16 protein-coding genes are annotated in these 18,948 nt (G+C 42.6%); 8 read left to right on the top strand and 8 right to left on the bottom strand.

Going from position 1 to position 18,948, the window contains the following annotated elements; all coding sequences use genetic code 11:
• Positions 1 to 48 precede the first annotated feature (48 nt).
• The 5 genes from VIM89_RS13240 (at position 49) to VIM89_RS13220 (ending at position 5,970) form a co-directional block, all read left to right on the top strand.
• A complete protein-coding gene (locus VIM89_RS13240) occupies positions 49 to 927 on the top strand; it encodes a carbohydrate kinase family protein (protein WP_488156639.1) in 879 nt (292 codons plus the stop codon).
• A 174-nt stretch (positions 928 to 1,101) separates the two neighbouring features.
• Entirely contained in the window at positions 1,102 to 2,199 is a 1,098-nt protein-coding gene (locus VIM89_RS13235; protein ID WP_488156638.1) for a vWA domain-containing protein, read from the top strand.
• 61 nt (positions 2,200 to 2,260) lie between these two features.
• Positions 2,261 to 3,766: a sigma 54-interacting transcriptional regulator gene (locus VIM89_RS13230; protein WP_488156637.1), complete on the top strand. Its 1,506-nt coding sequence runs from the start codon at positions 2,261 to 2,263 to the stop codon at positions 3,764 to 3,766.
• 13 nt (positions 3,767 to 3,779) lie between these two features.
• Positions 3,780 to 5,054 carry a metallophosphoesterase gene (locus tag VIM89_RS13225; protein ID WP_488156636.1) on the top strand — a complete coding sequence of 425 codons (1,275 nt, stop codon included), beginning with the start codon at positions 3,780 to 3,782 and terminating at the stop codon, positions 5,052 to 5,054.
• 25 nt (positions 5,055 to 5,079) lie between these two features.
• The gene (locus VIM89_RS13220; protein ID WP_488156635.1) at positions 5,080 to 5,970 is read left to right on the top strand and encodes a UbiA prenyltransferase family protein; all 891 of its coding nucleotides are present in this window, start codon (positions 5,080 to 5,082) and stop codon (positions 5,968 to 5,970) included.
• Between the two features lie 91 nt (positions 5,971 to 6,061).
• Here VIM89_RS13220 and VIM89_RS13215 read toward each other — a convergent pair whose 3' ends face one another.
• On the bottom strand, positions 6,062 to 6,868 hold the full coding sequence (locus tag VIM89_RS13215; RefSeq protein WP_488156634.1) for a toxin-antitoxin system YwqK family antitoxin: 807 nt from the start codon (positions 6,866 to 6,868) through the stop codon (positions 6,062 to 6,064).
• A gap of 16 nt (positions 6,869 to 6,884) precedes the next feature.
• Positions 6,885 to 8,726 (bottom strand): CocE/NonD family hydrolase, encoded by a 1,842-nt coding sequence (locus tag VIM89_RS13210; RefSeq protein ID WP_488156633.1) that lies wholly within the window; start codon positions 8,724 to 8,726, stop codon positions 6,885 to 6,887.
• A gap of 248 nt (positions 8,727 to 8,974) precedes the next feature.
• On the opposite strand from VIM89_RS13210, the gene VIM89_RS13205 reads away from it, so the two are divergent.
• Positions 8,975 to 9,598, top strand: coding sequence for a class I SAM-dependent methyltransferase (locus VIM89_RS13205; protein WP_488156632.1), 624 nt, complete (start codon positions 8,975 to 8,977; stop codon positions 9,596 to 9,598).
• Positions 9,599 to 9,736: 138 nt separating this feature from the next.
• On the opposite strand, the gene VIM89_RS13200 is transcribed toward VIM89_RS13205, so the two are convergent.
• From VIM89_RS13200 to VIM89_RS13190, 3 genes are read right to left on the bottom strand one after another with little or no spacing between them, the layout of a single operon-like run.
• Complete coding sequence (locus tag VIM89_RS13200; RefSeq protein WP_488156631.1) at positions 9,737 to 10,429, bottom strand: response regulator transcription factor; 693 nt, start codon at positions 10,427 to 10,429, stop codon at positions 9,737 to 9,739.
• 16 nt (positions 10,430 to 10,445) lie between these two features.
• Positions 10,446 to 12,092: a sensor histidine kinase gene (locus VIM89_RS13195; RefSeq protein ID WP_488156630.1), complete on the bottom strand. Its 1,647-nt coding sequence runs from the start codon at positions 12,090 to 12,092 to the stop codon at positions 10,446 to 10,448.
• 12 nt (positions 12,093 to 12,104) lie between these two features.
• On the bottom strand, positions 12,105 to 14,000 hold the full coding sequence (locus tag VIM89_RS13190) for an alpha/beta hydrolase family protein (protein WP_488156629.1): 1,896 nt from the start codon (positions 13,998 to 14,000) through the stop codon (positions 12,105 to 12,107).
• A 156-nt stretch (positions 14,001 to 14,156) separates the two neighbouring features.
• Between VIM89_RS13190 and VIM89_RS13185 the strand changes: the two genes are divergently transcribed.
• The gene (locus VIM89_RS13185) at positions 14,157 to 15,965 is read left to right on the top strand and encodes a tetratricopeptide repeat protein (protein WP_488156628.1); all 1,809 of its coding nucleotides are present in this window, start codon (positions 14,157 to 14,159) and stop codon (positions 15,963 to 15,965) included.
• 88 nt (positions 15,966 to 16,053) lie between these two features.
• Positions 16,054 to 16,359, top strand: coding sequence for a DUF4286 family protein (locus VIM89_RS13180; protein ID WP_488156627.1), 306 nt, complete (start codon positions 16,054 to 16,056; stop codon positions 16,357 to 16,359).
• Between the two features lie 161 nt (positions 16,360 to 16,520).
• On the opposite strand, the gene VIM89_RS13175 is transcribed toward VIM89_RS13180, so the two are convergent.
• The 3 genes from VIM89_RS13175 to VIM89_RS13165 all read right to left on the bottom strand — a co-directional run bounded on the left by VIM89_RS13175 (position 16,521) and on the right by VIM89_RS13165 (position 18,918).
• Positions 16,521 to 17,282: a metallophosphoesterase family protein gene (locus tag VIM89_RS13175; protein WP_488156626.1), complete on the bottom strand. Its 762-nt coding sequence runs from the start codon at positions 17,280 to 17,282 to the stop codon at positions 16,521 to 16,523.
• 46 nt (positions 17,283 to 17,328) lie between these two features.
• On the bottom strand, positions 17,329 to 18,087 hold the full coding sequence (locus VIM89_RS13170) for an OmpA/MotB family protein (protein ID WP_488156625.1): 759 nt from the start codon (positions 18,085 to 18,087) through the stop codon (positions 17,329 to 17,331).
• 165 nt (positions 18,088 to 18,252) lie between these two features.
• Positions 18,253 to 18,918: a DUF2461 domain-containing protein gene (locus tag VIM89_RS13165; RefSeq protein WP_488156624.1), complete on the bottom strand. Its 666-nt coding sequence runs from the start codon at positions 18,916 to 18,918 to the stop codon at positions 18,253 to 18,255.
• Positions 18,919 to 18,948 lie beyond the last annotated feature (30 nt).

Here is an 18,948-nt window from a genome sequence, read left to right as displayed (position 1 = left end):
ACAAATTGAAATAAAAAGCTTTTAGATTTGTGATAAACCCCGGCACCTATGAACACCGTATTATGCTTTGGCGAGATCCTTTGGGACACTTTTGAAGACGGCAAAAAAGCCGGCGGCGCACCGATGAATGTCGCCATGCACTTAAAACAGCAAAAAGTTGATGTTGGCTTTGCCAGCAGCGTAGGCAGTGACAGATCCGGGGATGAGCTGGTGGAGTTTCTAAAAAAGAATGATCTGTTCTCCGACAGCCTGATACAACATAATGACAGATACCCAACTTGTGAGGTAACTGTCCAACTGGACGAAAATCAGCACGCTACTTATATCATTCCTCAACCGGTTTCATGGGACGATATTGAGTTAAGTTCTTTTCTCGAACACGCCGCTGTGCATGCTTCAGCAGTGATTTTCGGTAGTCTTGCATGCCGGAGCGAAGTCAGTCGCAATACTTTACTAAACCTGCTCGACGAAACCCAGGCATTAAAGGTGTTTGATGTCAATCTACGGGCACCACATTATACTTTGTCTACCATTGAAACACTTACGGCAAGGGCCGATGTAGTAAAAATGAATGAAGATGAAGCAAGTCTTTTAATAGGTGGCAGCAATGGTAACCTGCGCGAGAAGATCGAAGAGTTTCGTTCAAAATATCATCCCAAAACCATCTGCGTTACCCGCGGCGAACACGGAGCCATCGTATGGCACGATCATAAATTCTATGAAAATGCGGGCTGCCGTGTTAAGGTTGGCGATACTGTTGGTGCAGGCGATTCCTTCCTGGCCACTTTTGTAGCCGGCCTGCTCAAAAATGAACCCATGCAGCAACTGGTTGATAAAGCATGTTTCGTCGGCTCCTTTGTAGCCAGCCAGCGCGGAGCTAATCCGTCGTATGATGAGCATGTGAGGAAGTTGCTTGGTTTAGTCTGAGTTGCAGTGGCAGCGGCAGTAGCAGTTTTCTATCAAATGAATAATACTGCTACTGGTGACTGCAACTGCTACTAAACAAAGATTGTCATCCTTCCCTAACATTTTAGGTTCACAGGCGTCATCTCTAAACTTTTAACAGAATTAATCCGTTATTTTATATTCGAAAGGATAACTATGCGTGGCTACGGATTTTCCAAGTTCACCCCCAGGCAGATCCCACAGGGCGGATTTGACGAATTACTGAAGCTTTTTCTCGAACTGCTGAACTATACAGCAGGCGACGCGGGCGAAGCTTTGGCCTGGATGAATGAGCTGGACAAGCAATATAATGTCACCAATGACGAATACGGCATGGGTGATTTTATTGATGAATTAAAGCAAAAAGGCTATTTAGACGAAGATAAAGGCAACGGCGAGTTTAAGATCACCGCCAAAACGGAGCAGGGAATACGGCAATCTGCTTTAGAAGAGATCTTCGGCAAACTGAAAAAATCGGGGAAGGGTAATCATCGTTCACCACAATCAGGGCAGGGTGATGAAAAGAATGCCGAGCGCCGTGAGTACGAATTTGGTGATAGTTTGGATCAGATCGACATGACGCAGTCGATCCACAATGCGCAGATCAACCATGGTATCGGGGATTTTACAATGACCGAGCGTGATCTGGAAGTAGAGGAAATGGATTATAAAACCCTTACCTCTACCGTGCTGATGATCGATATTTCGCACTCGATGATCTTGTATGGCGAAGACCGCATTACTCCGGCCAAAAAGGTGGCAATGGCTTTGGCTGAGTTAATCAGGACAAAATATCCGAAGGATACATTGGATATCGTAGTATTCGGCAATGATGCCTGGCCAATAACTCTAAAAGATCTACCCTATTTACAGGTGGGACCATATCATACTAACACATACGCAGGGCTTGAACTGGCTACTGATCTGCTTCGTCGCCGCAAAACACACAACAAGCAGATATTTATGATCACCGATGGTAAGCCGACATGTTTAAAAGAAGGTAACCGTTATTATAAAAACAGCATCGGGCTTGATCGTAAGGTGGTAAACAAAACGCTGAATATGGCCGCGCAATGTAAAAGGTTAAAGATACCGATCACCACGTTTATGATCGCCCGCGACCCATACCTGCAGCAGTTTGTACGTAAATTTACTGAGACAAACGGTGGCAAAGCGTTCTACAGTTCGTTAACCGGCCTGGGAGAATATATTTTTGAGGACTACATCCGTAACCGGAGAAGAACGGTGAGATGATGTGCAGATTTGCTGATGCGGAGATGTGCAAATTTTACCAATGACTAATGACAATTGACTAATGACAAAAATAACAGATATAAAAACTTTAGGCGAGTTAAAGAAATCGGCATATAAGAGCCGCTCGGTTAAGGATGAATTAAGACAAAACCTTATCCAGCAACTGCAAAAGAAAGAAGGTGGCTTTGAAGGTATAATTGGATTTGAAGACACTGTAATTCCCGATCTGCAAACCGCAATTTTGTCGCGCCATAATATATTATTGCTGGGTCTACGTGGTCAGGCTAAAACACGTATTGCGCGTTTGATGGTGAATTTGCTGGATGAATACGTGCCATATATTGAAGGATCAGAACTGTTTGATGATCCATTCAACCCAATCTCATGGTATGCCCATAATGAACTAAATACTAAAGGTGATGCAACGCCAATAGCCTGGCTTCACCGCTCGGAAAGATATACTGAAAAACTGGCTACGCCTGATGTTACCGTTGCCGATTTGATAGGTGATGTTGACCCCATCAAGGCCGCTACTATGAAGCTGCATTACTCGGACGAAAGGGTGATCCACTTCGGATTGATCCCGCGTGCGCATCGTGGTATATTTGTTATCAATGAATTGCCCGACTTGCAAGCCCGTATCCAGGTATCCTTATTCAATATTCTTCAGGAAAAAGACATTCAGATACGCGGGTTTAAACTGCGTTTGCCTTTGGATCTGCAATTTGTATTTACTGCCAATCCGGAAGATTATACCAATCGTGGTTCTATCGTTACGCCGTTGAAGGACCGTATCGAGAGCCAGATTTTAACGCACTATCCACGCTCTATCGAGATTTCGCGTAAGATCACTCAACAGGAAGCTTTATTATCTCCTGAGCAAAAGACTGCTATTGAGATAGATGGATTGGTAAAAGACCTGATCGAGCAGATTGCTTTTGAGGCACGTAATTCGGAATACATCGATAAAAAATCTGGTGTATCTGCACGCTTAACTATCTCGGCTTTTGAGAATTTGGTTAGTAATGCGGAAAGACGTATGATCATCAATGGCGAGTCGTCTACATTTGTGCGCATCACCGACTTTTTAGGTGTTATCCCTGCTATAACCGGTAAGATCGAATTGGTATACGAAGGCGAGCAGGAAGGTCCGGCCAAAGTAGCCAATATGATGATCGGCAAAGCGATTAAAACCCTGATGCTGCAGTTTTTCCCTGATCCGGAAAAAGTAAAGAAATCAAAAGCTCCGAACCCATATGCCGAGATCATTAACTGGTTTGGCGATAGCAATACCATACTGCTGAATGACGATCTGCCGCTGGCAGAATATAAAAAGTCTCTTAACTCAGTAGCAGGGCTGAAAGATTTAGTTAAAAAAATCCACCCAAAACTGAGCGAAAACCAGCAACTATTGCTGATGGAATTCGTACTACATGGCCTTGCTGAGTTTTCTCAGCTCAACAAAGGCTTTCTTGATAATGGCTTTGCATTTTCAGACATGTTTAACAGCCTGTTCAACCTTGAACCCGATGAAGACGACCTGGATTTAGATGATGACCGTTATTAATTATTCTTACTAAATGGAGCAACAAGCCCCTTCTATACTTCTGATTTGTGCATGCTTTTTGATTGCCGATTTCTATTTGATAGGCGGCATACGCGCCGGGCTCAAAAAATGGAAATTTGTCAAATCAGGTGCTTTTACCCGTCTGTACTGGCTCGTCTCGGTAATACTCACCATTGGAATTTTTGTGAGCATTTTCCGGCACGCGGGTCTTGGTGTGCGGTCTGTACTTCTGCTGGGATTTTTTCTGATGGCAATAGGCAAATTGATGTTCCTGCCATTTATTTTGATCGATGATATCCGCAGGTTAATCATTTGGTTCAGGAATAAAACCAAAAAGGAAGAAAAACCTGAGAGACAACCGGGGCCGAATGATATTCCCCGTTCGGAATTCCTGATGAAAGCCGGATTACTGGCCGGTTCTATTCCCTTAGGCGGACTAGTCTATGGCACCATCAACGGCGTATATGATTACCAGGTAAAATATCGTACACTTTATTTGCCGAATCTCCCAAAAGCATTTGACGGCATAAGACTTGGACAAATATCAGATATCCATTCCGGCAGCTTTTACAACAAGAAAGCGGTAACCGGCGGGGTAGAAATGCTGATGAAAGAAAAGCCCGATTTTATTTTCTTTACGGGCGATTTGGTTAACAGCCGCACCAGCGAAATGAGTGGTTACCAGGATATTTTCAGCAAGGTAAAAGCGCCGCTGGGCGTTTATTCTTCCTTAGGAAATCATGATTATGGCGATTATGCTTACTGGCCAACTGAGGAAGCCTGGAACAAAAACTTCCAGGACATATTGGATACCCACAAAAACATGGGCTGGGACTTGCTGCGGAATGAGAACCGCAGATTGAAAGTAGATGGTGAAGAAATCGGTATTTTGGGGGTAGAAAACTGGGGGTCATTAAGCCGATTCCCTAAACGCGGCAGACTTGACCTGGCTACAAAAGACACACAAGATCTGCCTGTAAAATTATTGCTCTCGCACGACCCATCGCACTGGCGGGCACAGGTATTGGATTATCCTGATATCGATGTGATGTTTGCAGGGCATACTCACGGTATGCAGTTTGGCGTCCAGACCAAATATTTCCAATGGAGTCCGATCCAGTATATTTATAAAGAATGGGCCGGGCTTTACCGCGAAGGCAAGCAGCAATTATATGTAAATGTGGGCTACGGATTTTTAGGTTATCCAGGTAGGCTTGGAATGTTGCCGGAGATTACGATATTTGAGCTGAAAGCAGCCGCTGACCCTGCATTATCAAACAAGGCTTAAGACCAGCGGGCTTTTTCATTTGCCGATGAAAAAACTATTGCAGCCCGTTATTGATTTCGTGCTTTTCAGCAACGTATTCATGTCATTATGTGCCGTGGCGCAGGGCCTGCTCACCTTTTATCTTATTGATTCAAAACCTGCCTATTCGGTTCTGGGACTGCTATTTACGTCGACACTCGGTATTTACAATTTCTGTATACTCATCAGTAAACCCAAACATCCGGAGCAATCGCCTTATCGCCGTATACGCTGGTTTTTCTCACATTACCGGTTGATGGTTACGCTTACCATCGTATCGATGCTATCGCTGATCCCACTATTCTTCCTGATCTCTACTGCTTCAAAAATATTGCTGATCTTCCTTTCGGTATTATCATTTGGATATAGTTTGCCCTTGTTTTCCATTGGCGAACAGAAATTCAGTCTGCGCAATATACCCGGTTTGAAACTGGTGATGATCACTTTGGTGTGGACCATGAGCTGCGTACTACTGCCAATACTGGAGGCTCAGGCGGGGCAACTAGCTACCATTTCCATGCGGGATACGACCATCCTCATCGCCAAACGCTTCCTGTTTATTGCCGCATTGGCCATTCCTTTTGATATCCGCGACCTGTTCCAGGACAAGCAATTAGGCCTTAAAACCATCCCTGTAGCCTGGGGCGAGAAAAACGCCTACTTATTTTGTCAGGTATTGCTGATAGGTTATGTAGTACTGTTATTCCTTTTCCGGGATAGAGGTTTCACAACCGACTTTTGGGCACTAACACTGAGCGTCGTACTTACAGGCTGGCTCATCTTCAAATCCAAATGGGAGAAGAATGAATACTACTACTTTTTTTATATGGATGGGGTATTGATATTGCAGTATCTTTTTGTGATTGCGTTTAACCAGGTAAGCCGGTTGATTTCATAACTTCTATTTATGGCCTCTATCAGCTGAAAGCTTTTGCCATACTTTATCACGAGTTGCAAACTCGCGGCAGCGGTGGTGGTGAATTTGCTATCTATTCCTTTATTATTCTCAAAGTGCCAGTAGTGTAATCTGCAGAATCAGATTTTCCAGCAAATACGCCTTCGACTGAAATGGTATAAAGCCCTTTTTCACTAAAAGCATTTCTAATCAAAACAGTATTTCGATCTGGAAAAATTAAATCCTGACATAGTTTATTATTAATCATTACTTTAATTTCTGGAGTAATTTGCGGCGGATTAGCTACTGTTATATATAAGTCTTTTATTGATTTGTATGCCTTTCCAGTCATTATTGCTACGGCTGAATCGTTATACTTAGTATACGTGCGAGAACTGAACACATAGCCGTCCCTTCTTAAAACTTTGCCTGATTGGTCGTACCTGCATAAATAGAATTTATCACCTAAAATGTCATAAGTATGATAGATTTCCAGTTTCTTATTTGGATAGTAATAAAAAAAATCCCCGTAGGGTCTATCATTGACCCAATTTCTTAGTAATCTTAAACTACCATCTTCGTAATATTCGTATTCCATTCCCTCGACCTTGTCGTTTTTACGAAATGACTTCAGTTCAATCCGTCCGCTCGGATAGTACATTATGTTAGGCCCATCGCGTTTGCCGTCTTTAAAGAATTCCCTACTCTTTATTTCCCCATTTATGTATGTATCAACTTCTCCATTTAATTGACCTTTATTATTAAAATGCCAAATCGTCCCGCTTCTGTGAAATGTAATTATATATAGCTTTTTTATGGAAGTAAAAGCAGTAAGCATTAATATCAAACCCAACACGACGCTTACGCTAATAAAATAAATCGTTCTTTTCGTTTTTGTCATATCAAAGTTATCAGTTTCATTTCACCACCGGCAAACTAATACACGATGCCGCCGCTGCTGTATGATAGATCATCTCCGTGGCCTTCTGATAATCAGCTTCAGTGGCTTTGTAAATATTCGGCACATATTTCTGCGGGTTGCGGTCAATGATCGGGAACCAGGTACTTTGCACCTGCACCATAATACGGTGACCTTTCTTAAATACATGATCAACGCCATGCAGGTCGATGGTGTATAATTCCTCTTTGTTTGGTGTCATTGGTTCCGGTTTTTCAAAGCTTTTCCTGAACCTGCCCCGGAATACATCGTCAGCTATCATCAATTCGTAGCCGGACATTTTAAGTTCTTTTTTGTACTGCTGTGGGTAAACGTCGATCAGCTTTACTATCCAATCCGCATCGGTGCCTGTGGTAGCAGCAAATATTTTGGCGAGTGGGTTGCCCGTTACTGTAATATCTTCAGTCAACGTATCCGTTTCCCAGCTCAGCACATCCGGGCGGTTCTGCACAAAACGCTGATCCTCAGTAAGCCATGGGTACCAGCGCGAACCTGGACCGTAGGTTTCTTCAACCGGTCTTGCACGATAAGGAACCGGTTTAGCAGGATCGGATATATAACTATCAAATTTACTTTCCGCCGCTGATGGTGCATCGAAAGACAGCTTACCATTAGCATGCAGATAGATATTTTTATTGGTTGCTTCTTTTGGCGGCCATGCAGTATAGTTCTTCCACTGGTTTGAGCCGGTTTGAAAGCTGATGGCTTCGGCAAACTTGCCATCGCCTTTTCCTTTCAAATACCAGGCAAACCATTTAGCCTGTATCTCCTTTCTGAAATAAGCACTTGTTTCCTGATCATCAAATTTGATATTGCCCAGGCTTTTGCCTGTGCCTCCGGCCCAGCCGCCGTGATTCCACGGGCCCATCACGATAAAATTCTTATGGTTCTTATCGTGTTTTTCCAGCACCTTATAAGCATCCTGCGGACCCACCATGTCTTCCTGGTCCCACCAGCCGCTTACATGCTGGGTAGCAATCCGCGGCGTGTCGAGCCTATAGGCTAACGACAACTTCTTCCAGAACTCATCATAATTTGGATGTTCTATGAAGTTGTTCCAGGTAGGCAGCGTGTTATGAGCGTATTTCTTATTGATATCGGAGAGCGGACCAAGTTTCAGGTACCAGTCGTAAGTATCATACTCGCCGAAACTATAAAGTGAATCAGTCTTGGCAGCTTCGGTCAGCACCGAGTATTCAAAACCATAACTCAGCCTGAAAGCTCCGTTATGATGAAAATCGTCATTCATAAACATATCAGATGGTGTTGCTTGTTCCGAAACAGCAACCATAGCCGGGTGCGGATCAGTCGCAGCGATGATGGTTGTCCAGCCATCATAGGAAATGCCGTACATACCTGCTTTACCGTTATTCTCGGGAATATTTTTTAACAGCCAGTCGATAGTATCATAAGTATCGCTGCTTTCGTCAATCGCTTTCGGGTCTTTTTTATCGCGACTGAAACGCTGCATTTTAAAAGTACCTTCCGACAAATATCTTCCCCTGATATCCTGAAAAACAAAAATGTAACCCTCTTCAGCCATGTCCCTTATATACCCCTGCCTTTCCGGACTTGGATAACCCTTTACTCCATAAGGCGTCCGTAACATCAGGAAGGGTAATTTTTCTTTCTGATCCTTCGGCGTATAGATCACTGTATACAATTTCACACCATCCCGCATGGGGATCATTACTTCCTGACGATTGTATTTATCGTCAGGTTTAGCTTGCTGCGCAGATGATGAAAATGGATTGAAAAGTATAATAACCAGGACTACAAAACAGGAAAGGAATGTTTTCATGATAATGATGTTTGAAGGTATTGCATTAAATATAGCAATACTCCCATGCATTATGGAATTAAAAAACTATTCTTGTCCAATTATAAAGCTATGTCATTTCGACGAACAGGCCGGGCAGCGTAAAAGCGTGAGGAGAAAACTTATACGCGATGCATGATGAACATTGCGAGTCGTATAAGATTTCTCTTCGCTCCCATCGCTTAGACTGCACCGCTCATCGAAATGACATAGGGTTTTTATTAAACTCTATGGCCGCCAATTACGATAACTCCGCCTGGTTTTATGACCGTCTTTCGAGGCTGGTGTATGGCAAAGCGTTGGTTCGGTCGCAGGTTTATTTGTTAAAGCATATTCCAAAAAAGTCAAGCATATTAATTGCGGGCGGTGGAACAGGCTGGATACTGGAAGAGATTGCCAAAGTTCATCCTTCAGGTTTGAACATCACTTATGCAGAGATATCATCCAACATGATGGAGTTATCTAAAAAACGGAACACGGGGAATAACCAAGTAGCTTTTATTAATGAGCCGGTTGAAAATATTGCGATTAACACGCTTTACGATGTAGTGTTTACGCCTTTCCTGTTCGATAACTTTACAGAAGAAACATTACAACAGGTCTTTACTCACATTCATAATCGATTAAAGCCAGAAGGCATCTGGCTCAATATCGATTTCAGGCCGACGGGTAAGTGGTGGCAGGCTTTTTTATTGAAGTCGATGATTATTTTTTTTAGGGCAATTTGTGGTATCGAGGCAAAGAAACTGCCTGATATTGAGAGACAATTTGAACAGCGTCAATATCAGGTGATCGATCAAAAATCATTTTTTGGAGAGTTCATTTTATCGACGGCGTACAGGAAGAAACTATGAATAAGAGCGTTGTCATGCTGAGCCTGTCGAAGCATTGGCGGGTAAGGCCTTTGCACACCGCACTTCGACTGGGCTCAGTGTGACACCCGTTTTGGTTCAATTCATTCCGATTTCGGCCTTCCGACTTCCGACTTCAAATCATCCTTCGTAAACAAACTTATACCCAATCCCTCTAACCGTCTGTAAATAGGTTGGCGAATCAGGGTTATTTTCGATTTTTTTACGCAAGCGGACAATATGCATATCCAGTGTACGAGTATTTACATCGGCATTGTAACCCCAAACTTCCATCATCAGTTCTTCGCGGTTGATCACCTTGTTTTTATTTTTCAGGAAGTAAAGCAATATGCGGTTTTCCAGAATGGTTAGCTCCACCTTACGGCCGTCCCTTATCAGCAGGTGCGTATTAGGGTGGTGCTCCATATTGGCAAACTTGTAAGCTTCCGGCTTTTCACTGTTCAGCGAAAATTTGATTTTGTTGTCAATCAGGGCTACCAATACATCCATATTAAATGGCTTGGTGATGTAATCTGACACGCCAAAATTATATGCCTCAATCTTGTCAACATCCTGGGCCTTCGCTGTCATCATGATCACCAGTTTATCAAAGCCCTGCTCTCTTATTGCGCTGCATACTTCGCCGCCCTGTTTGCCGGGCAGCATCCAGTCAAGCAATACAATATGGGGTTGTTCTTCCAATATCATTGTTTCGGCATCATCGCCATTATCGGCTTCCAGCACTTTGTAGCCTTCCGACTGTAAACGCTCGGCTACCAGGAAACGCAGGTTTTCGTCATCTTCAACCAGCGCTATTTTTATTTCTTTTTCCATAATACAATTTTGATCATTATTCGGCACTTACATAAGGCAGGGTGACAATAAATTCCGACCCTTCGTTCACTTTTGAATTTACCGTTATTTCTCCGTTCATAAAATTAACCAGTTCCTTACAGAATGCCAAACCCAACCCCACGCTTCCATCCTGGTTATATTGATTTTCTATCCGGTAGAACTTCTTAAATATATTTTCCATCTCCTCGCGGGGTATGCCAATGCCCTTATCCTTAAATGAAAAGAGGATATTGTTTCTTTTCCCCGCGGCTATTTTAATATGCATTTCCCGGTTTTTAGGGTTCGAATACTTGTAGGCATTCTCCATCATGTTTTGAAACACACTACCCAGCAGCACCGGATCGGTATAAAAATTGGTAACCTTGTCTATTTTATAATCCAGTTTAAAATCAGGGTATTTTATTCTAAAGGTATCAATATATCCTTTTGTAAAATCTTCCAGGTTTACTTCTTCTTTTTTTATGCTGATGGATTTATTCTCAATCTGCGTAAATGACAGCAATTTGGTCATCAGGTCATTTAGCTTGTCGGCCTCCTCATCCAGTATCTTTCCGTAATGTTTAAGCTGACGTTCGCTCAGGTTGCTATCACCGCGCAGGTTAGATCCGGCTATTTTTATAACACTGATGGGCGTCTTAAATTCATGCGTCAGGTTATTGATAAAATCGTACTGCAGCTTAAACAGTTTCATATTCACATTCAAATTGCGGTAGATCAGCCAACCGATCAGCACCAGGAAAATGTAGATCAGCAGTACCATTGCGGCAATGGGCATAAAACGGCGGTTGGTCTCTGCGGTCAGGTAATCCAGCGGAGAGCTGAAGTATAATTTATAATCCGCAAAACCTCCTGTAAGGGGAACTTCCGTAGTAATTTTATTCACCGAATTATCCAACGGGTCATACACCACCGGGCGCAGGTAAATATTTTTATATAACTCAGGATGTGTATTTACCACCTTGAGTGCATGTTGGTTTAAAATAAACGTAAGCATGTTCTGCTTATATTCCGATGGCGGCCCTACTCCTTTTTGTATCTCGCGATAGCGTTTTACTTCTTCACGTCGCGGGATATTGAGATAAGTTATTTTTTCCGGCTGGATGTCGTAAAATGTCCTGAATTTTTCGTCCTGCGTCGGCTCCCTTGAGGTATCAGCAAAAGCTACGAAACTATTCAGCTTAGCCGACATGGAAGTAAAATCTGCGTGATTTTCGGGTATCGGCTTTTTCACACCGGTCATAGTTCCATCTTTGCGGCGCCAGTACTCATACATGGAATTGATGTTCACCCCCAGCCCTTTTTGAGGTGGACTAGTGCTGCCAATGCTGACTCCATAAAAAATAATGCGCCGTACAAAAGGATAGTCGCTGAAAACCGTGCCTGAATATTTGGCTGCAGAAGTCGAATCCAGGTAGCCCTGATAATAGGTAATTTCAGGAATACGGTTCGAGAAGAAGTCATTATAAGGCTTCATCGTCTGCTCCAGCACATCTATCTTCTTTGATGAAAACTCATTTTCAACGTAGGTTGATGTTAGCCCGTAGGCAATAAAAAGCGCAACGATAAATGTCGCCGATATCAATATCAGGAAAGCAATGATCAATGAGAAGTTCTTACGATAAATACTCTGCTGCGCGGCCATTACAAACGTAATTTAGTTCTTTACATGCATATTAGCATCCAGGAACTTTTCTATTTCAGTATACATTTCCATACGGTTACGTTCATTTCTGAAAGGCTTACGTTCATTTGGTTTTAGGAAATAGGTCACACTCACCCCTTCTTTTTTTAATTCGCGCACGAACTGGTTCATCTCGCTTATGTTGGCCGATTCATCCTTGGCGCCCTGGAAAATCAATAAAGGCGCCTTGATTTTATCTGTATGGAAAACGGGAGAAATCGCCCTTAATTGTTCTGCATCCGTTTCGGGGTTGCCTATCATCTCATACATCATCTGTAATCGCGGTTTTACATAAGGCGGAACATCTTTGATGTAGGTAAAAAAGTTGATCAATCCATATTGTACAACCGCACAGTTATATAACTCATGATGATTGGCAACACCATATAATCCGCAAAAACCACCAAAACCGCCTCCCAGTATAGCTATTTTTTTAGGGTCAGCCGTACCGCGTTTTATTAGCCAGTTAACGCCATCGGTTATATCATCCTGCATTTTGCCGCCAGCCTGCTTAAATCCGGCGCTGTAAAATGCTTTCCCATATCCGGCAGAACCACGGTAATTTACCTGGAATACAGCGTATCCCCTGTTCGCCAGGAATTGCACCTCATCGCTATATCGCCAGTTATCCCTGCTACGCCACGGCCCGTCGTGTGGTAATACCACTACAGGCAAATCGGTAGTCTTAGTCCTTTTTGGCAAGGTAAGGTAACCATTGATCTCAAGCCCATCTCTTGATTTAAAACTGATAGGTTCCATAACGCAGAGATCTTCTGGTTTTATGGATGAGTTAATATTTCCGAGGCTGGTTATTTTACCTGTATTCCGCTGATACAGGTAATAAGTACCCGGGTTGCGGTCCGTATAACTAAAGAAGATGAATTTATTTTCGGCACTGTCCCTACTGATGATATCTATTTGCGTACCATGCAAAAATTGAGATAGTGTGTCATAAATGAGCTTAATACCCGAGTCTATAAAATGTTTTTTAGGCTTCTCTTCCTCGCAGGTCGCAGTCTCCAACCGATGCTGGTCTTTTGAATAATCGACTCGTCCTATATCAGTTTTATTGCATGAAAATACCACCCTTTGCTCCTTACCCGTTTCTGCATCAATCTCTACCAACGCCGATTTATCACGCTCTACATTCGACAAAGCATAAAAATTGCTTTTTTCTCCTGTAAAAGCTATTGGCTGCACCCTGTTCACGAAGTTGTTTTTAATGATCGGCTTAAAGGGCATATTATCATTTGCCCGGTAAAGGATGGTTTCGTCTACCCCATCTGACGATTTTACCAAACGTATCTTACCATCATCATCCGGGAACCACTCCGTTATATTTCCCGGGTTGATCAGGTAAGGCTTTAGCTGCCCGGTTTTCACGTTCAGTTGGTAAATATCAAAATTTGCGGGGTCGCGTTTGTTCATGCTGATGGTCACCACATCAGGCTCACCCTTGTTGCGGTTATTCAATATGTTTATCCGTCCTTTCTCTACCGTCAATATTTCCCGCAATTTCAATTCAGGAACATCCATTGCGTACATTTTATACTGATCGAGCGAAATAACATCCTGTATGATAACAAGCTGGTTATTGTAGGTCCAGGAGTAATTACGTACAGAGTAATCATCAAAAGAAGTAGCCATCAGCTCTTTCCCGTCGTTCAGCGATTGGATGAACAGATTTTGTCGCCCTTTATACGGTTTCAGGTAAGAAACATACTTTCCATCAGGCGATAACCTGAAAAAACTTTTCTCGGCAGTTTTGAAAAAATCGCTAATAGGTATTTGCTTTATATGCTCTTCCTTGCACGCTGCAAACAAGCATATAATGATAACAGATAATAAAATTCGCAGCCTGGTCAGCATAATCAACAATTGTTCGGAACCCTATATTACGTTAAACTTAGTCAAATTACTTATTGCTTACAAAATGTCACTACAATTTTACTGCATTCCGCCGTTATAGTATATGGCAACCTCTGCCTGCAATAATATTGGCTTTATTTGATTATTTTTGACTTAATGAAGAGGATTTTCGTCATATTTTGCTTTCTGCTTTGCTCTTGCTCATTAGTTTTTGCACAGGGGAGTGACCTGCAATTAGCACGGCAATATTCTGCTAACGGCGAACCGCAGAAAGCGCTGGACATCTACCAGAAACTGTACAAACAGGATAATGACGCCTACTTTATTTATTATCTGAATGGACTGCTGAGCCTGAAAAAATTTGATGAAGCCGAGTCTGTTGCGAAGAAAATGCTACGCAAGCATCCAACTGAATACCAGTACAGTATATGGCTTGGCCGCGTATATACACAAAAGGGAGACAATGATAAGGCAAATGCGATTTATGACGATCTGATCAAAAATATGCCTGCTGATGCCGGAGCCATTACCAATTTGGCTACGCAATTTTACCAGGCTGAGAACGTAGACTATGCCATCAAGATATTTCTGCAGGGCCGCAAGCTATTGCATAATGACAATCTATATGCCTTTGAGCTGATCAACCTGTACCGCTTTAAAAGGGACAAACCTGCACTTACTGAAGAGTACCTGAACTTCTTGCCAACCAATCCCGCGTTTATTACGCAGGCAGAAAATACGCTTTCGTCAATATATGAGGGAGACGAAGACTATAATATGCTCAAAGTTGCTTTGTTTAAACGGATTCAGAAAGACCCGCAACAAGTGGTTTATATCAATCTGCTTACCTGGCAGTTTTTGCAGCAGAAGCAATTTGATCAGGCTTTAGACCAGGCACTGGCATTGAGCCGGAGGCAGAACGATGATGGCAACAGCATTTTTGAACTTTGCCAAACTTTAATTTCGAACGAGGCTTACGATGCTGCTATCCGTGGATATCAATACATCATCAGCAAAGGACGCGACAACCCGCTTTATATTCCTTCAAAAATCGAGCAGATCAATACCAAAAACTTGTTGGTTACAGCAGGCAAATACACACAGGCCGATCTGTCGGGATTAGAGAAAGATTATCTTGATCTGATCGGAGAATTTGGCAAAAACAGCAATACAGCATTCGCCATGCAAAAGCTGGCCAACCTGGAGGCTTTTAAATTACATAAACTGGACGATGCCCAAAAGCTACTTGAGGAAACCATAAAAATCCCCGGCCTGAAAGCCAATTTATTGAATAGCTGCAAACTTGACCTGGGCGATGTTTACCTGATGAATAAACAACAATGGGAAGCGACATTGTTATATAGCCAAGTTGAGACTGCTTACCCCAATACCTCAATTGGTCAGGATGCGAAATTCAGAAATGCTAAACTGGCCTATTATACCGGCGATCTGGAATTTGCAAAAAGAGAACTGGATGTGTTAAAAGCTGCCACCTCCCAATTGATAGCAAACGATGCATTGAACCTATCTTTGTTGATCACCGATAACTTGTTTGCCGACACTTCAGGTAATGCCCTAAAAATGTATGCACGCGCCGATCTGCAGATATTTGCTGAACAACCGGAGAAGGCGGTGACTATTCTTGACAGCATCGATGTAAAATACCCCGGCAATAACCTGAGTGACGATATCCTGATGGCCAAAGCTCGTATCCTGATCCAGCAGAAAAATTTTAATGATGCAGTTACCCCTTTAAAAAAGATCGTTGATGAACATCCTAATAATCTCTGGGCCGATGACGCGGTTTTCATGTTAGGCGATCTGTACGAGAACCACCTAAACAACAAAGAGCAGGCAAAAACATTTTACCAGAAAGTAATCACCGACTATCCCGGTAGCTTGTGGATCAATGAAGCGAGAAAACGGTTCAGGTTATTGAGAGGCGACAAACCGGATGCGTCTTAATTAGTGAATGAGTGAGTTAGCGAATTAGTGATTTTTTATCTTGGGTCTTGTCTCTTGATTCTTGGCTCCGATTCACTACTTTTACCGCATGTTAGTTTACAACGAGACTTTTATTGTCGACGATGCCATCGTAACCGAGTGGCTCGAATGGATAAAAACCAATCATATACCTTCTATACTGGCAACTGGCGCTTTTGATAGTTATAAAGCATTGACTGTGCTCGATTCGCCAAATGAGGGGATCACTTATTGCATCCAGTATCATTCTGATTCTATTGAGCGCTACAGCGATTTTTACTATAAACACTTAGAAAAAATCCACCAGGCACATAACGCGCAGTTTGAGGAACGCTTTGCGTTGTTTCATACCTTGATGGAAGAGATTGAGCTTTAAATAAAAAAACTATGTCATTTCGAAACTGCAGGGATGGCCAACGCTACGGGCAGGTGAGAAATCTTATAAGACTTGCAAGGCGAATATGTAGGGCGTATAAGATTTTTCCTCACGCCATCCCTATTCCCATGCTGGTTCGTCGAAATGACAGAGTTTTTTTATTAATCTATCCTCAACTCCTTCGGCATCCTTCCATGCAATAAGAACTGCGCCCATTTTTCGTTACCATTTTTACGGGCAGCTTCTGAGGCTTTGTGCCAGTCGTAGGCGCAGAGTACTTGTTCTATACTGATATTATCGCCATCCGCAGTTACAATGGCATATTTAGCATGAGGTGTCATCGATTCCATAGCAAAACGGTGTTCCCCGGTGCCGAGGTAAGCTGGCAATCCCACACTGCCGGGATTTAGAATGATCTTATTATTTGAGAGGTAGATCACCCTGTTTACATGTGAATGTCCGCAAAGTATTATTCGTTCTTTTATGTATGTGGTCTTAGCTATTAGTTCCTCGTCATTATAAACAAACACGCCATGTTTGGTTACTTTCTCCAGTAAATATTCGTCATCGCTTTGGGGCGTTCCGTGGCAAACAAAAAACAATCCGTCACAGGTTGATGTCTTTGGCAAAGTGCGTAGCCATTGTATGCTTTGTGCAGACAAGTCAGCTTTTACTCTATCCATACCATCTTTGGTAAACTTGCTATCAATCGCCTGCAATATCTCGCGGTCGGTATTACCGCTGATGCAAAGCATTGGGTTTTCGCGCATCATCCCGGCAACTTTCTCAGGCTCCAGTGCACCAAAAAGGTAATCGCCCAGGTTGATGATCGTTTCAATCCCACGCGATTTAATATCTTTCAAAACAGCTTCAAAAGCGAGCGAATTTCCGTGTATGTCGGATATGATAGCGTATGTTTTCATAGTGATTTTAACAAAAAAAGAAAGCCCCTTGTTCAGGGGCTCTGTATTATTGTTTGATCAGATTATACAACTCATCCAGTTTTGGCGTCAGTACAATTTCAATTCTCCTGTTTTTTGCCAATGCATCCGGCGTTGTACCCGGATCAATCGGTTGGTACTGGCTTTTACCGGTAGCAGTTAATCGCTTCGGGTCGATCTTCTCTACTTCGGTCAGGTAGCGGGTTACCGAGGTAGCTCGCAGCACGCTCAAGTCCCAGTTATCTTTTATCTGGCCCAGGTTGATCACCTTTTTAATATCGGTATGCCCCTCTACAGCTACATTGATTTCTGTCTCTTTATTTAACACATCGGCCAATTGGTTTAAGGCCAGTTTACCATGCTCATCAATCACAATACTGCCTGACGGGAAAAGCAATTTATCAGCCAATGATACATACACCTTTCCATCGCGGATATCTACCGTTAATCCGCTGTTCTGGAAACCCAGTAATGCCTGTTGCAATTTGTCCTTCAGCGCGTTGGCAGCCTCATCACGTTTCCTTAACGCTTCTTCTACTTCTTTTAAACGGGCCTCGCGTTTTTTCAGGTCGCCCGATAATTCACTCACCTTACTCGAGCTGCTGTTATAATTATCGTTCAGCTTGTTATAGTTACTGGTCAAATCGCCGTATTTATTCTGTAATTCAGCAATTTGGTGGTGTAAGTGCATGGTGTCCGCCTGCAGGCTCGAAACCTGTGCCTCAAGACTGGTCGTGCGGTTCTGAAGCGAGTCGCGTTCGCCGATTGCCATTTTGTACTTTTTCATTGATACGCATGAATGCAAGGTTGCGCATGCGATAAAGGCCAATAAATAATATTTGATTTTCATCGTCGTAATTTGTTTTTTAATGGAGATGAAGCTATCATAAGCTATTTTTTATTTTTTTACTGGTGGCATATGATGGTTTCATGATTGAATGGTTATTGAGAGTTAAGCAAGTGCATTTCTTAAAAATACGTTAAGCGGATATATTTTACTGCATATATCTGCCAATTTTTCTGCCGCATCATCCTTCATCAAAAACTTGTCGGTCACGTTGTACATTACGATGAAGCTTTTCAGTCGCAATAAGTCAATGTTTTCATTATCGGCAGCATATCCCTGCGGCGCAGTTTTCAGTTGCTCCTGGTCGCGGAAATTGCCAAACATTTTCCTGAATTCAGGATCATCAATGATCTTTTTCAGATCAGCCGCATTATAATCTATCTCCTGGCGTATTTTCTTTAACAGATCGGCTTCAGGCATCCAATACCCACCTGCAATCATCGACTTACCAGGCTGAATATGGAAATAATATTCTACGCCTCCTGGTTTTGAGCTCAGGGTAGGTATGCTTACACCGAAATTATTCTTGTATGGGGTTTTGTCCAGCCTGAAACGGATATCGCGGTAAATTCTTAAAACGCATTTTTTAGGGTCGGCTTCTTCGTTTACCAATGGGTCTACCTTATGAATTTGTTTTAGCAATTCAGCAGTAAATTCTATTACATTCTGGCGGGCTGCGTCGTGTTGATCTTTGTGTTCCTGGAACCATTCGCGGTTGTTATTTTCTACCAGATTTTTTAAAAAATCGAACGTTTCAGGATTGATCCTCATAGATTAAAAACAGCTAGACGAGATGATAGA

The sequence above is a fragment of the Mucilaginibacter sp. genome (assembly GCF_036568825.1).
Taxonomy (GTDB): domain Bacteria; phylum Bacteroidota; class Bacteroidia; order Sphingobacteriales; family Sphingobacteriaceae; genus Mucilaginibacter.
The sequence above is the reverse complement of the archived record's forward strand: the minus strand, read 5'-3'. Positions and strand labels throughout refer to the sequence as shown.

Excerpts from the sequence above, each read along its gene's own strand:
- VIM89_RS13240 (WP_488156639.1), top strand. The coding sequence starts at position 49 with ATGAACACCGTATTATGCTTTGGCGAGATCCTTTGGGACACTTTTGAA.
- VIM89_RS13235 (WP_488156638.1), top strand. The coding sequence starts at position 1,102 with ATGCGTGGCTACGGATTTTCCAAGTTCACCCCCAGGCAGATCCCACAG.
- VIM89_RS13230 (WP_488156637.1), top strand. The coding sequence starts at position 2,261 with ATGACAAAAATAACAGATATAAAAACTTTAGGCGAGTTAAAGAAATCG.
- VIM89_RS13225 (WP_488156636.1), top strand. The coding sequence starts at position 3,780 with ATGGAGCAACAAGCCCCTTCTATACTTCTGATTTGTGCATGCTTTTTG.
- VIM89_RS13220 (WP_488156635.1), top strand. The coding sequence starts at position 5,080 with ATGAAAAAACTATTGCAGCCCGTTATTGATTTCGTGCTTTTCAGCAAC.
- VIM89_RS13215 (WP_488156634.1), bottom strand. The coding sequence starts at position 6,868 with ATGACAAAAACGAAAAGAACGATTTATTTTATTAGCGTAAGCGTCGTG.
- VIM89_RS13210 (WP_488156633.1), bottom strand. The coding sequence starts at position 8,726 with ATGAAAACATTCCTTTCCTGTTTTGTAGTCCTGGTTATTATACTTTTC.
- VIM89_RS13205 (WP_488156632.1), top strand. The coding sequence starts at position 8,975 with ATGGCCGCCAATTACGATAACTCCGCCTGGTTTTATGACCGTCTTTCG.
- VIM89_RS13200 (WP_488156631.1), bottom strand. The coding sequence starts at position 10,429 with ATGGAAAAAGAAATAAAAATAGCGCTGGTTGAAGATGACGAAAACCTG.
- VIM89_RS13195 (WP_488156630.1), bottom strand. The coding sequence starts at position 12,092 with ATGGCCGCGCAGCAGAGTATTTATCGTAAGAACTTCTCATTGATCATT.
- VIM89_RS13190 (WP_488156629.1), bottom strand. The coding sequence starts at position 14,000 with ATGCTGACCAGGCTGCGAATTTTATTATCTGTTATCATTATATGCTTG.
- VIM89_RS13185 (WP_488156628.1), top strand. The coding sequence starts at position 14,157 with ATGAAGAGGATTTTCGTCATATTTTGCTTTCTGCTTTGCTCTTGCTCA.
- VIM89_RS13180 (WP_488156627.1), top strand. The coding sequence starts at position 16,054 with ATGTTAGTTTACAACGAGACTTTTATTGTCGACGATGCCATCGTAACC.
- VIM89_RS13175 (WP_488156626.1), bottom strand. The coding sequence starts at position 17,282 with ATGAAAACATACGCTATCATATCCGACATACACGGAAATTCGCTCGCT.
- VIM89_RS13170 (WP_488156625.1), bottom strand. The coding sequence starts at position 18,087 with ATGAAAAAGTACAAAATGGCAATCGGCGAACGCGACTCGCTTCAGAAC.
- VIM89_RS13165 (WP_488156624.1), bottom strand. The coding sequence starts at position 18,918 with ATGAGGATCAATCCTGAAACGTTCGATTTTTTAAAAAATCTGGTAGAA.